We start from the raw sequence: 13836 nt of genomic DNA, 5'->3' as shown, positions 1-13836 counted from the left end.
AATTATGTACATTGAAATCATTCAGGCAACGGCTGCAGCGATGCTTCTGATGGCGCATAGCTTTTTAGTGGGCTTGGCCGTTATCACAGGGTTTTCACGTGTCAGTGAATTGAGCCCGTTCCCCGTCAATCGTTACCTCGCCCTGTTTTTTTGTGCCACCATCGGTCTGGTCGTCAACATTATGGCCCTTTTCGCCATAGGCATCGCTGGCTTGCTTTCACCTGTCCCGATCACGATTGCCGCTGTGTTTCTGGCCGGAGTAGCCGGCTGGTCAGCTAATCACAGGTCAGCCAGTATCGCGCCTGTTCTTTCCGGCTGGAGGTGTTCTGACTGGCTCCTGCTGGCCGCACTGCTGGCTGCGGTCGTGATTGCCTCAGTACATGCACCGGGGCACTGGGACGACACCATGTATCACTTGCCGCTTGCTCGCTACTATCTTGAACAGCAAGCGATTGTGCTAAATGAGTATATTCGTTTCCCACTGTTTCCGCAGAATGGCAACCTACTGGTGACGCTTGGCCTTATGCTGGGTGATGACCTGGGTGCCCAGGTCTTTGCGACGCTTCCATTGTTTCTTATTTGTGTTGGATTGCTGGGTGCGTCGCTTTGGCAAACCGGCTCGATGGTCATTGGCCTGCTATCAATCTATTTCCTGTATCGGTTGGGGCCGGTGAGGTCGACCCTGGGGTACGCGTATATAGATAATACCCTGGCCTTATTTAGTTGGGGCTCGGTCCTTGCACTGGCTTTGTCCAGGTCCGCGAAGGAAATCGGTTGGATTCTGATCGCGGGCTTCCTGGCAGGGGCCGCAGCGGGCACCAAATACTTTGGGTTGGTGTATGCCGGCCTGGCGGGAATCTACCTACTTTTCGCCAAGAGAAATATCAAGGTCCTGTTGTTTTTTTCATTGACGGGAATGCTTGCGGGCGCAGGATGGTATATTCGTAGTATCGTTGTTTCAGGAGACCCCCTGCATCCTGCGGGGGGGAATGTCTTTGGGCACTACTTGTGGGATGCCCTTGACCTCAAGAGCCAGGCATCAGAGCAGGCGACACACGGTGTCGCGCCTGCCTCACTGGATATATTCGGCGCGTTGGGTGAAGTTAAAGCTACAGTGCTTTTGCTGGGTTTGCTGTGCCTGGTGATTCTGAAGGCGCCGCAAGGTCTTCGCCCAATGCGTTTTCTGTTCGCCTCCTACCTGGCCTTCTGGTTTTTTGTTACCCAGGTTGATCGCTATCTGTCGCCTGTCTATGGAGTCGGGGTGTTTCTGTCGGCGTATGCGATTTATTGGCTGGTATGGCGTGGACGTGTCAAGGACTTTTTCTCTGGAAGAAGCCCTTTGCCTGGGCAAGTGGCAACGGGCTTTCTCGGGATCGTTGTGCTTGGCAGTGTATTGTCCAAACCCTTGAAAGACCTGGGTTTGACAGCCAGGGAGTGGGATAAGCAGCTAAACTCCCAGCCAGGATACAATCTGCTTTCGCAATCAAATCTACTCACAGAGCAATTCGGGAATCGAATAGTCCAGGTGGGCTTCGAGAACTCTATTTACTACTTCGATGGAGTAGTTGTGGGTGACTGGTATGGTCCCGGTCGTTACCGGCAATTTTTTGTTGGGGAAAAGTATGGTCAGGCATTGCTGCCCCCAGAGAGAATGATTGATGTCATGCGGCATTTTGACACATCAATGATTGCGGTACCCCGTAAGGTATTTTCCCGGTCCGACAGGTCTGGGTATTTACAATACTTTGACATATCGATCGAGGACGGGTACGGCCTGGTCCTTACCCGTAAGCGTCAGTGAGGGACGCCCCGCTGGTCGCCGTTTGTGTTAAAAAATGTCAGGTCGCTGAGCGATTCGACGGCGGCGCAGGTTTTCAAGCAAAGCTGGCCGGGAGTTCAAGCTATATCCCCCTACTGATGCATGCCATGGGCCCGAACGTGGCTGGTGTGATAGGTTCGGCAGTGGCTGCCGGTGTGATGATTACCATGGTGCGGGCAATGACTGGCTGATTGGCCTTTTCCTGCCTCGAAGTGAAAGGGCGAACCAGGTGGTTCGCCCTTTTTGTTATCTGCCTGACTCAGTGAAAAGTTCTTGGCGGCCCGATTAATGGGGTCTTCACTGGCTTGGCGGCACCCGGTACGATCACAAATGAATTAGCCCCTGGATTGGTGCTGTAGAACAGTGGCCCGTCCTTGCGCCAGTTGTTGAGCAACCAGATATTGCCGGAGGGGTCGATAGCCCCTCCGGTAATTCGTTCCAGGGCGTCGCTGGTGTACCCGGTGTCGGGGGAGATCGCGTCCCCGAGGCCCAGCCCATGGGGGCAGCTGCCAATGCCACAGAGGCGGGTGATGCCGGTATCCGGCCACTCCTGGTCGTCGTCGGCGTCCTCTAGTGGCACGCGGCCGAAATTGAACACCCACAGGGTATCTTCGCCGTCCACTGCGCTGCCCCAGGGTATCGTCAGCCCGCCGCGCTGGTTGAATTGCTTTGGTTTGCCTCCGTCCGCGGGGTAAAAGATTACCGAGGGATTCTCTCCACCCTGCGAATCCAGCGGGTCGATACAGACGATATTGACGGTATCAGAGCTGGATACCCACATGTTTCCCCGGCTGTCACTGGAGATCCCCATCGGCCAGGAAACCGAGACCTGTGAGGAATCGACGGTCTCGACTGAACCGTCGAGGGACACGATATAGATTTCCTGTGCTTTGTTGCCGGTTACCCAGGCGCGGCCCTGTGGGTCGATGGCAATGGCGAAGGGTTTCAGCAGCGGGGATTGCGAGTCGGGTTCGGTACCTCCGCCGGGCAGTGCAATGTTGCGGGCCAGCCAGGGGTTCCCCTCCGGAATGACAGTGATGCTGTCACTGCCACAGTTCGCGACCCAGATATTGCCTTTGCGGTCTGATACTGTCGCCTGGGGCCAGAATATCTTCCCCTGCGTGAACCCCCTGAATGGTGATATCGGGACGCCATTCGGAAGGAATAGGGACACACTGTTATGGGTCGCTGGTATCTTGTTACCGGGGGCAGGTGGGATGGTGCCGTCGGCACAGGCCTCTGCCTCAAACCCAAAATTTCCTACCCAGATATTGCCCCTGGTGTCCAGGGTGATACCGTACCCGGCGCCACTCAAGCCGCCGCCGAAGTACGGGGAGCCGGGAAAGGTCTCACCCCAGGGAAAGAACTTGAGCAGGCGCTGGCCAGCACAGGCAAAATCCGTGGGGGCGGCCGGGACATAGTTGTCATTGATCCAGGCAAAGCCGCGGTGGTCGAGGGCGATATTACCCGGGCCGTTAATCAGGTTGTCATTATCCTGCTCGCTGTACTGGCCCCCGGTAAACTTCAGGAACAGCAGCCAGTTTGTCGGGCGTTCAAGGCGCAGCGGTCGGTAGATCGGTGAAGCGAGGGACAGCAGGAAGATCGGGTCATCTGCGTCCTTCGGGTAATTGGGATAAGACGGGTACCTTGTTAGGTTTGCGAGCGCCTGCAACACGGTCTTCGGGCGCTCGCCACCTGCTGGCGTGGTAGCGGCAAAGAGCAGCTGGCAGTAACCCGCATCTGCGATACAGGCGGCCACCACGTTGGCCAGGGAGTTGAAGGTCCTCAGGGTTGAGGTGTCTGTGCCATTGGGGGAGTTCGCCAGCACCGAAGCCAGGGCACCGGTGCGGGGGTTGGCCATATTCGCGGCCATGCGCACGGCATTGAGCATACCGTAGCGGTTTCCCGAGATACTCTTTTCGCCAATGAACTGGGCAAAGGCGGTGCCGGTGGCGACAGTGGTGCGTTCGTTGATTTCTATCTGCCGCGGGAGCCGGCGACCAGACCCGATTGCGCTGGCCAGCATCGCTGTGTGTTTTTTTGCGATGACATAGTAAATGGGATCAAGCCTGTGTGAGAGGATCAGTGGCAAGCGAAGGTGCAAGTCGAATTTCCCATCCAGCCGGGAAGTAGTGGTATCGAGCACCAGGTCGTAACCGACCCCGGGGTACGTAACATGGAGGCTAACCCGGTAACCTGCGAGCGGGTTGCCATTGCCGCTCAGGCGTCCGGCAATACGCTGTTCCCGGCCCAGGATTGGCCCGAGTCCCTGGGGGAAATTTTGCTGTGGATCTGCCGCAGGCTGTTTTTCACTGGCAACAACCTGTAGCGCTGCCGTAAGCAGGCCCAGTAACAGGAGCAGGGAAAAAAGCTGGGGCAGGATCTGGCTGCAGGAACTGCTCGACGGGAAACTGCGGACATCATCCATGAGTCGTACTTCCTAATGCTTTCCTCTCCAGTCACTGCCCGGTACCAGAGCTGCAATTTAACTCCCACCGGGCACCTGAAATCAGTATGGCACAGGCCTGCCACCGGGAGACGATTCCCGGCGGAAGGCACTGTATCGTCAGGTCATCAAGAAGGGCATGGAGTACATGCGTTTGCCAGTCGCTGCGGTAATCGCGTTACCGACTGAGGGCGCCAGGGGAGGCAGGCCCGGTTCGCCGAGTCCGGTGGGGGTGCCGGTGGAAGGGACAATATGGACTTCGACCTCCGGCATATCCGCGATGTGGGTGGGAATAAAGTTGTGGAAATTACTCTGCACGACCCGGCCTTTATCCAAAGTTATTTGATTACGCAGTAGGGTGGAGAGGGCGAAGCCGACGGCGCCCTCCACCTGCGCAGCGACAATATCCGGATTGATGGCAGTACCGCAGTTAACCGCCGCCGTGATTTTCCGGACCTGGAAGTCGCCCTCACCGGCGTCCACCTCCGCGACCAGGGCAACCGGGGTGCCGAACGATTTGTGGAATGCCAGGCCGCGCTTATCACCGGCACCCCGCCAGCTTGTCTTCTCGGCGACCAGTTGCAGCACGGACTTGTCGCGCTCATCCTCGAGTAACTGCAGGCGAAATTCCAGCGGATCCTTGCCGGCGAGCTTCGCCAGCTCATCCAGGGTGGTTTCCATAACATGGGCAGTATGGGTATTACCCACCGAGCGCCACCAGTTGACGCTGACCGGTGATTTCGCGTTGTATGACAGGACGGAAAAATTGTCGATCTGGTAGGGCGTATCGGCCACGCCCTCGACACTGCTGTGGTCCACGCCATCCTTGACCATGAAGGACGTGAACGGAGTCTCGGTGCTGGCAAAGATCGACTGGGTGACAATCTTGTGTTGCCAACCGGCGATATTACCATCTTTATCGATCCCGGCCTCCACCCGGTGGAGTACCATCGGCCGATAGTAGCCGCCCTGGATATCGTCCTCGCGGGTCCAGACAAGCTGAATCGGCGTCTTTTCCTTTATCGCCTTACTGATCGAAGCCAACTCTGCGACCCAGTCACCGACTGCGGTGCCGCGGCGACCGAAACTGCCACCGCCCAGGGTGGTGTGTATTGTTACTGCTCCCGGCTCGATCCCCAGGGTTTTGGCCAGCACGTTGGTATCGATCGTCTGCAGCTGGCTGCCGCCCCAGAGCTTGGCCTTGTTGCCATCGAATTCCAGCACCCCATTCAGTGGCTCCATTGGCGCGTGCGCAAGGTAGGGAAAAAAATACTCCGACTTTACTTTCTTCTCCGCGCTGGCAAGTGTGCCGGTGGCATTGCCCCGGTTGGCCGCCACCAGCCCCTTGCCATCGGCGAGCTTGCCGTATTCCGCCTGGATTTCGTCGGTGGAACGGGTCTCGGCATTTGCCGAGTCCCACTCGACCTTCAGGGCATCGCGACCACGCAAAGCGCTCCAGGTGTCCTCAGCCACCACTGCAACACCGCCCGGGACTTTTACCACCTCGCGGACGCCGGGGACTTTCTTGCTGGCACTGGCATCGAAGTTCTTCAGGGTGGCGCCGAATAGTGGCGGGCGCGCGATAACCGCCCGGCGCATACCCGGGCGGCGTACATCCAGTCCGAACTGGCCGCTGCCATCGGTCTTGCCGCGGGAGTCGATGCGTGGCAGTTGCTTGCCGATCAACTTCCAGTCCCCCGGCGCCTTGAGTGCCGGTTTTTCGGGGACCGGTTGTTGCATTGCCTCCTGGCCCAGCTCGGCAAAGGTGGCACTTTTGCCAGATTTGTGGGTGATGGTGCTGTTCTCGGCTTTAAGCTCCGCCTCCGGCACCCGCCACTTTTCAGCAGCGGCGGCCAATAGCATGGCCCGAGCTGCAGCGCCGGCCATGCGCATCTGCTCCCAGGAGTTGTGCATGGAGCTGGAACCGCCGGTGCCCATCATCGGGCCGAAATCCAGATTGTTGTAGACACTGGTGTCGTTTGGTGCGAAAGCAAAGCGCATTTTCGACCAGTCGGCTTCCATCTCTTCTGCCAGCAGCGTGGCCAGGCCGGTGGTGACGCCCTGGCCCATTTCCAGGTGCTTGCTGATCACGGTGACCCAGTTGTCACTATCGATTTTTACAAACAGGTTGGGCTTATGGATCGGGGGCGCATTGTTGGTGGGCTGCTGTGCCAGTGCGCGGCGTGAAAAGGGCACATGGCAGGCGAGCAGGAATACTGTGGCCGCAGCCGAACCCCGCAGGAAGCGGCGGCGCGACGGGGAACTGAGTCCGGCTTCTGCGTCGGTATCGTTCATGCCTCACCCCCGGCTTTTTTGGCTCCCTGGTGGATGGCTGCGCGGATGCGCTGATAGGTTCCGCAGCGGCAGATATTGCCGACCATACTGCTGTCGATATCCGCGTCCGTGGGTGAGGGGTTCTTGGTCAGCAGGGTTATGGCGGACATAATTTGCCCGGACTGGCAGTAGCCGCACTGGACCACGTCCAGGTCGCGCCAGGCACCCACCACGGCCTCGGCCACCGGACCGGACACGCCCTCGATGGTGGTGACTTTCTTGCCGTCGACATCACCCACCGTGATCGAGCAGGAACGCGCCGCCTCTCCGTCGATGTGCACAGTGCAGGCGCCGCACAGGGCCCGCCCGCAACCGAACTTGGTACCTGTCAGGTCGAGGTGATCCCGTAGCGCCCACAACAGCGGCATCTGCGGATCCACATCCAGTTCCCGCTGCTCTCCGTTGATCTCCACACTGATCATGCTGAGTCCTCACTTTGCTCTTGCTGTGGGCAGGGTGTGCCGGCCGCCACCCAGGCCCTGAACACCTCCATGAACTTGTCGTGCTGGATTGGAACCGGCTCGCGGTCGGCACCGGGCTGCCAGCCCCACAGCACCAGCGGGTCCTCTCCCATATGCTTGGCCAGGTCGTCCGGGGTCCGCCCACCATTGCGCTTGGGATCAAGCAGCTGCTGGCAGAGCTCGGCCGTCGAGAGGCCCGACCAGTTCATCGACTCCGGCGCCAGGGACCAGTGGGGGGCGCCGGGAACTCCCGAGGCCTGGTTGTTGCCAGACTTGTGACAGTTACTGCACCGCATGGCCGCAACGCCCATATTGTCCGGCCCGCGTTCTACCCGCGGGATATGCGGGCGACCGTCGCCCTGCAAAGGCATTTCGACCTGGTGGCAATTGAGGCAGCGTGGATGCGTCAGTACGCTGGCGATCTGTTGCCAGTGATCACCGTCCTGGCTTGCCCGGGCAGGGGGGGCGTTGTCCGGCCTTTCGGCCTTGCGCTCTCCACAGCCTGCAACGAGTAGCAGGGCTGCTAGGGCGAGGGTGGCAGCGGGGCCGACCCGTTGGGAGGGGGGCAGGGGCGAAGGCCACCCGTATTCATGTCGCAAGTCCATGTTGCGAATCCCGGTTGTTGTAGGGTTGGGAAACAGTAACCAAGCGGTGGCGACCGTGACAGGTTCGCGGGCGAACTCAGGTGGCAACTAACGCCGTTTGAGCCCGGGGGTGGATACCCGTGCCGAACGGGCAATGACCGGGGAGTCCGGCTGCAGCGGGATATGGGGGGCGCGTGATATGATGGGCGCCTGTTTTTACATTACTGGGTGCCAAGGGGCGCCGAGAGGAGCATATATGTCCTGGCTTGGGGCCGGCATCGGGGCCGGTATCGGGTTAATGTTTGGCGGTCCCATTGGCGCCGCACTGGGCGCCTGGGTCGGCAGTTCGTTCGGGTCCGGGCTCAAGCGGGTTGGCCACAATGCGGCACTCGGGCGCGACGGGGCCCAGGCGGTGTTTATCGTTACCGTATTCTCCATGCTGGCCAAGATGGCCAAGGCCGATGGGCAGGTGAGCCGGGCCGAGATCAACCTGATCGAGGAGTTCATTGCCAATAACCTGCGCCTGGGCGCCGAGGATCGCAAACAGGCGATCCAGATTTTCCAGAACGCCAAGTCCGATGGCTACAGCATTTACGACTATGCCGAGCAATACCAGCAACTGGTCCGCAACCAGGCCATGCGCGAAATGGTTTATCGCCTGCTCTTTGCCGTTGCCCATGCAGACGGGGAACTGCATGCAGCAGAAGAGGATATCCTGCGGCGCATACCGGAGTACCTGGGCCTGCACGCTTCCATCTTTGCCGCCATGGAGGGCGAGTTCGGTCGCCGCGGCCCCGCAGCCACCGGTACCCTGGAGCAGCACTATGCGGTGCTGGGCTGCTCGCCAGATACCAGTGACCGCGACCTTAAGCTGGCCTACCGGCGCAAGGCGGCGGAATTCCACCCGGACAAGATTGCCTCCAAGGGGCTGCCGGAGGAGTTCATGCGCTACGCCGAGGACCAGATGAAGAGCGTCACCGTGGCTTACGACACCATCATGGAAGCGCGCAAGAGCCGCGCGGTTTCCTGAGTACAGCATTGAGGAGGTAACGCATGAGCCTGGCCAGGCAAATTGAGACCAAATTGTTGTCCGCTTTTGATCCCGAGCATATAGAGGTGGAGTGTGAGAGCCACCTGCACAATGTGCCAGCAGGCTCCGAAATGCATTTTCGCGTGGTGCTGGTGAGCGAGGCTTTTGCGGGCCTGCGCAAGGTGCAGCGGCACCAGCGAGTATACGGTGTACTGGCCGACGAGATGGCGGGGCCGGTGCACGCCCTGGCCCTGCATATCTTCAGCCCCGAAGAATGGCAGGGACGGGCACCGGATAGCCCCCAGTGCCTGGGCGGCGGGAAGCACTGATCGATTGCCCGCAGCGGTTTGCCACCATTATTTACTGTCCCTCCTGGCGCGCCACCTCATGGCGCGCTTTTGTTTCCGGATGACGTTGATGCTGAAGTCATTCCGGGACTTGCCCCGCCAAATTTGACGCGAAACTCATTAAGTTGCCGCAATTTTATTTTTCTATTCTGGCGCACGAATTTTCTTAAAAGTATTTATCGCGCCAAAAGAAATATTCTGCTGACAGAATTACGCAAAAGTTCCACTTTTGCGGTGAGAAGTTGGATGTTTTTTCTACAGGGGTGTCTTTGCCTGTCTAGACTGAAAAGTGATTGGGTTAATTGCTGTTCAATTTGCCGAATATCAATGGAGTAAGACCTATGAAAATGACGCGCATTCTGACACCTCTGGCTATTGCTGTATCTGCCATCGTTGGAGCGCAGCAGGCCGTGGCCGGCCCGTCCGGCTATGCACCGCCCGCCGGACCGGCACCGATTTATCATGCCGGTACCGCAGTGGTTCGCCTGGGTGCCGGTTATGTCGATCCGGATTCCACTTCCAGCAACCTGAGGAACCCGGACATTTTCCCGGAGTATTCAGGCCTGAAATACGACCTGGATGACAACACCACCTGGCAGTGGAGTGCCATGTTCATGCCGATTGACCACTTCTCAGTGGAATACGGCTACGTCGGCGAGTCCGATCATGACCTGGAAATCCGCCGGCTGGGACTGCTGGAGCGTGAGGACCTGCAGGGCAACCGTCGTAACCTGGGCAGCCTGGAGCGGACTTCCAGCACCCTGATGGTTAACTGGTTCCCCGTATGCCAGGAGTCCTGGGTTCAGCCCTACATCGGCTTCGGTGCTGTCTACACGGATTTTGACAGTGTTACCGTACGCGAGCCGGTCAATGAACTGCTGGTGCAAGTCGGTGACGCAATCGGCCCGGGCCGGGTCAGCGTGGATGATACCTGGGGCTGGGCAGGCCAGATCGGCATCGACATCATGTTCGGTCGCGAGAGCAACTGGCTGGCCAATGCCGCAGTGCAGTACCACGATGTGGAAACCACTTCGAGCCTGCGTTACGCAGTCCGCGGCCTGGACAACTCTGGCGATGAGCGGACTTTCTATAACACCGTGAGAACGGACCTGGATGTGGATCCCTGGGTATTCAACCTGGGTATCGGCTACAAGTTCTGAGTAGCCTCCCAATCCGGAAAAAGGCGCTTCGGCGCCTTTTTTCGTTGTGCGGCCAAAAACCGCAGGTACAGCCTGGTGACTCACCCGTTACTGGGAAAACTGAATTGTGCGCCCTCACGCAGTCCCGAAGCGGGCCAGCGCTGGGTGACTGTCTTGCGCCGGGTGTAAAAGCGCACCGAGTCGGGACCGTAGGTACCCAGGTCCCCGAAAAGTGACCGCTTCCAGCCGCCGAAGCTGTGATAGGCAGCAGGGACAGGCAGCGGCACATTGATGCCCACCATGCCGATACGAATATGATCGGAGAAATACCTGGCCGCCTCGCCGTCCCGGGTGAACAGGCAGGTGCCATTGCCATATTCGTGTGCATCGATGATATCCATGGCCTCTTGTAGCGTTGCCACCCGCATCACGCAAAGTACCGGGCCAAAGATCTCCTCCCGGTGTATCACCATGTCCTCGCGTACCCGGTCGAACAGGCAGGCGCCCAGGTAGTTACCTCCCTCCAGACCGTTCACTTTGCGGTCGCGGCCATCCACTACCAGTTCCGCTCCCTCCCCGATGCCGCGATCGATATAGCCCAGTACCCGCTCCAGGTGGGCTCGGGTTACCAGTGGGCCCATATCATTGTCGTTATCCCTGCCATCGCCGAGCCGCAGGCCGGCAATCTGGTCGCGCAGCTTGCTTACCAGGGCATCGGCGGTGGCATCGCCCACCGCCACCACCACGGAAATCGCCATGCAGCGTTCGCCGCTGGAACCGTAAGCAGCCCCCATGAGCGCACTGGCGGCATTGTCGAGATCCGCGTCGGGCATGACGACGGCGTGGTTCTTGGCACCGCCGAGTGCCTGTACACGCTTGTGGTGGGCGGTGCCAGTGGTGTAGACATACTCGGCCACCGGCGTTGACCCGACAAAGCTTACCGCGTCCACTCGCGGGTCAGCCAGGAGTGTGTCCACGGCTTCACGGTCGCCGTTGACGACATTCAGGACACCGGCCGGGACGCCGGCCTGGTGGCCGAGTTCAGCGATCAGGAGTGCGGCGCTGGGATCGCGCTCCGAGGGTTTCAGTACAAAGGTATTGCCACAGGCAATTGCCATGGGCCACATCCACAGGGGCAGCATCGCGGGAAAGTTGAATGGTGTAATCCCCGCACACACACCCAGGGGCTGGAATTCACTCCATGAATCGATGGCCGGTCCGACATTCCTGCTGTGTTCGCCTTTCAGCAGCCCGGGGGCGCCGCACGCGTACTCCACAACTTCGATGCCGCGCTGCAGCTCGCCCATGGCATCGTTCAGTACCTTGCCGTGTTCACGGGTAATCAAGGCGCAGATCTCGTCGGCATTTTGCTCCAGCAGGTCCTTGAGGCGAAACAGGATCCGGGCCCGCTTGATCGGCGGGGTATCGCGCCACTGCGGAAATGCGGCCTGTGCTGCGCTGATGGCCTGTTCGACAGTTTGCCGGTCTGCCAGGGTGACGGTTGCCGTTATCTCGCCGGTGGATGGGTCGACAAGTTCCTGCTCTCGCCCGGTGCCGCGGGTGCGATTGCCATTGATCAGCTGGGTGATGTTATCCATGGTGCTGCTCCCTCCAAAATATCCGTGTTCGAATACTGCTTGCAGGGGCGGCCGGCTAGCGCGACTGGAGCCCGGGGTAATGCGGGCGATAAAGGGGGACCAGAGTCGTGTTATATCGGTCGCCGAAGCAATTTATGCTTGTGCTGCAGCGAGTTTAGGAGTGCCGCTGCGGATCGGCAACGGCACGGGTTTGCGGTGCCCATGGCCCGGTGGCGGGAACCTGTGGTTATTGCGCGGGCTGGGGGGCAAACCCCTGCAGCACCTCGAGGAAGTCGGCGCCAAAGCGGGCCAGCTTGCTGTCGCCGACGCCGGAGATTGCCAGCAACTCGACCTCGCTCTGAGGTTTCGCTGCGACCATTTCGCGCAGAGTGGCGTCGTGGAATACCACGTAAGGAGGAACGCCCCGCTCGTCGGCGAGGCGTTTGCGGCAGGCACGCAGGGCCTCCCAGAGCGGTTGGTCGGCGGTGTCGATTTCCGTTGCAGAAGTTGTACGGCGTTCGCCGGGCCCCTGGCGGGCGGCGGCTGGCAGTTTGCGTAGCTGGATTTCTTCCTCACCTCGCAGGAGCGGGCGACAGGCCTGGGTCAGCTTGAGGGCGCCAAAAGCCTCGCCGTCCACCTCCAGGTAGCCGCGTACAACCAACTGGCGGACAACACCGCGCCACTCGGCAGTGCTGAGTTCCGTGCCAATGCCCCAGGTGGAGAGCTGGTGGTGATCAAAGCGGTGAATTTTTTCGCTGTTGCTGCCGCGCAGCACATCAATCACATGGGCGGCACCGAAGCGCTGGCCGGTGCGGTATACACAGGAGAGCAGCTTGGCGGCAGCCTGTGTACCGTCCCAGGTCTCTGGCGGCTCGAGGCAGGTGTCGCAGTTGCCGCAGGGCCGGGGCAGCTCCTCGGCAAAATAGCGCAGCAGGGCCTGCCGGCGACAGCTGGTGATCTCACACAGCCCCAGCATGGCATTGAGGCGCCCCCGCTCGCCGCGCTTGTGCTCCTCGCTGCCCTCGGAGCCCGCCATCATCTGCCCGAGCTTTACCACATCCTCGAGCCCGTAGAGCAGCAGCGCTGTTGCCGGTTCACCGTCGCGTCCGGCGCGGCCGGTTTCCTGGTAGTAGGCCTCGACACTCTTGGGCAGGTCGAGGTGGGCGACGAAGCGCACGTCCGGTTTATCGATGCCCATGCCGAAAGCGATGGTGGCTACCACGATCACACCTTCCTCGCGCAGGAACTGCCGCTGGTGCGTGGCGCGGGTGTCCGCGGGCAGCCCGGCGTGGTAGGGCACGGCGGTGAAGCCCTGCTGGCACAGCCAGTCCGCGGTGTTTTCCACCTTGCTGCGCGACAGGCAATAGACGATACCGGCATTGCCCTGCTGCTCGTCGCGCAGGAACTGCAGCAGTTGCCGCCGCGGGTTGTTTTTCTGCGCAATCCGGTACTGGATATTGGGGCGGTCAAAGCTGCTGACGAAGTGCCGGGCGGACTCCAGGTCCAGGCGACGGGCAATTTCCCCGCGAGTGCGCTGGTCCGCTGTGGCGGTAAGCGCGATACGCGGCACGTTCGGGAACTGCCGGTGCAGGCAGTCGAGTTGCAGGTAGTCGGCACGGAAATCATGTCCCCACTGGGAGACGCAGTGGGCCTCGTCAATGGCAAACAGGGATAGCTGGACCCGCTCAAGCAGCCCCAGCGTGCGTGGCTGCAACAGTCGTTCCGGAGCCAGGTAGAGCATGTCCAGTTCGCCGTGCAGCAGCTGGGTCTCGATATCCTGGGCCTGGTCAAAGGGCAGGGAGGAGTTCAGGAATGCGGCACGAACCCCGGCCGCCTGCAGGGTTTCCACCTGGTCCTGCATCAGGGCGATCAGGGGCGAAATCACCACTCCGCAACCCGGGCGCGCCAGTGCCGGGATCTGGTAGCAAAGCGACTTGCCACCGCCGGTGGGCATCAGCACCAGCGCGTCCCCGCCCTCCATCAGGGTGGAAATGACTGCCTCCTGGGGGCCGCGGAAATCGGCAAAACCAAAGGTATGTTCGAGGACGTATCGGGGGGATGGGGGTGCCTGGGTACTCATGGGCGGCAGTATAACGCGC

At 60.2% G+C, this 13836-nt stretch carries 10 protein-coding genes and 1 pseudogene; 5 read left to right on the top strand and 6 right to left on the bottom strand.

What is annotated here, in order from left to right:
- Positions 1–4 precede the first annotated feature (4 nt).
- Positions 5–1801, top strand: a complete 1797-nt coding sequence (locus LVE68_RS03690; RefSeq protein WP_233005689.1) for a hypothetical protein — start codon at positions 5–7, stop codon at positions 1799–1801.
- A 110-nt stretch (positions 1802–1911) separates the two neighbouring features.
- Positions 1912–2010: pseudogene (locus tag LVE68_RS18160) on the top strand (sodium ion-translocating decarboxylase subunit beta); the annotation flags it as partial.
- Positions 2011–2078: 68 nt separating this feature from the next.
- On the opposite strand, the gene LVE68_RS03685 reads toward LVE68_RS18160, so the two are convergent.
- The 4 genes from LVE68_RS03685 to LVE68_RS03670 all read right to left on the bottom strand — a co-directional run bounded on the left by LVE68_RS03685 (position 2079) and on the right by LVE68_RS03670 (position 7665).
- Positions 2079–4247, bottom strand: a complete 2169-nt coding sequence (locus LVE68_RS03685; RefSeq protein ID WP_233005688.1) for a hypothetical protein — start codon at positions 4245–4247, stop codon at positions 2079–2081.
- A gap of 138 nt (positions 4248–4385) precedes the next feature.
- Complete coding sequence (locus tag LVE68_RS03680) at positions 4386–6560, bottom strand: xanthine dehydrogenase family protein molybdopterin-binding subunit (protein WP_233005687.1); 2175 nt, start codon at positions 6558–6560, stop codon at positions 4386–4388.
- Positions 6557–7021: a (2Fe-2S)-binding protein gene (locus tag LVE68_RS03675; protein WP_233005686.1), complete on the bottom strand. Its 465-nt coding sequence runs from the start codon at positions 7019–7021 to the stop codon at positions 6557–6559. Before LVE68_RS03675 ends, LVE68_RS03680 begins: the two co-directional genes overlap by 4 nt.
- Positions 7018–7665 carry a hypothetical protein gene (locus tag LVE68_RS03670; RefSeq protein WP_233005685.1) on the bottom strand — a complete coding sequence of 216 codons (648 nt, stop codon included), beginning with the start codon at positions 7663–7665 and terminating at the stop codon, positions 7018–7020. Before LVE68_RS03670 ends, LVE68_RS03675 begins: the two co-directional genes overlap by 4 nt.
- A gap of 235 nt (positions 7666–7900) precedes the next feature.
- On the opposite strand from LVE68_RS03670, the gene djlA reads away from it, so the two are divergent.
- From djlA to LVE68_RS03655, 3 genes are all read left to right on the top strand, one after another.
- Positions 7901–8674 carry a co-chaperone DjlA gene (gene djlA, locus LVE68_RS03665; protein WP_233005684.1) on the top strand — a complete coding sequence of 258 codons (774 nt, stop codon included), beginning with the start codon at positions 7901–7903 and terminating at the stop codon, positions 8672–8674.
- Positions 8675–8697: 23 nt separating this feature from the next.
- On the top strand, positions 8698–9003 hold the full coding sequence (locus LVE68_RS03660; RefSeq protein WP_233005683.1) for a BolA family protein: 306 nt from the start codon (positions 8698–8700) through the stop codon (positions 9001–9003).
- A 359-nt stretch (positions 9004–9362) separates the two neighbouring features.
- Positions 9363–10181: an OmpW/AlkL family protein gene (locus LVE68_RS03655; protein ID WP_233005682.1), complete on the top strand. Its 819-nt coding sequence runs from the start codon at positions 9363–9365 to the stop codon at positions 10179–10181.
- 80 nt (positions 10182–10261) lie between these two features.
- Here the strand turns inward: LVE68_RS03655 and LVE68_RS03650 are convergent, their stop codons facing one another.
- Entirely contained in the window at positions 10262–11758 is a 1497-nt protein-coding gene (locus LVE68_RS03650) for a CoA-acylating methylmalonate-semialdehyde dehydrogenase (RefSeq protein ID WP_233005681.1), read from the bottom strand.
- A 226-nt stretch (positions 11759–11984) separates the two neighbouring features.
- Positions 11985–13817, bottom strand: coding sequence for a DNA helicase RecQ (recQ, locus tag LVE68_RS03645; RefSeq protein ID WP_233005680.1), 1833 nt, complete (start codon positions 13815–13817; stop codon positions 11985–11987).
- Between the last annotated feature and the right edge of the window lie 19 nt (positions 13818–13836).

Source organism: Microbulbifer sp. YPW16 (assembly GCF_021290385.1).
Lineage (GTDB): Bacteria > Pseudomonadota > Gammaproteobacteria > Pseudomonadales > Cellvibrionaceae > Microbulbifer > Microbulbifer zhoushanensis.
The sequence above is the reverse complement of the archived record's forward strand: the minus strand, read 5'-3'. Positions and strand labels throughout refer to the sequence as shown.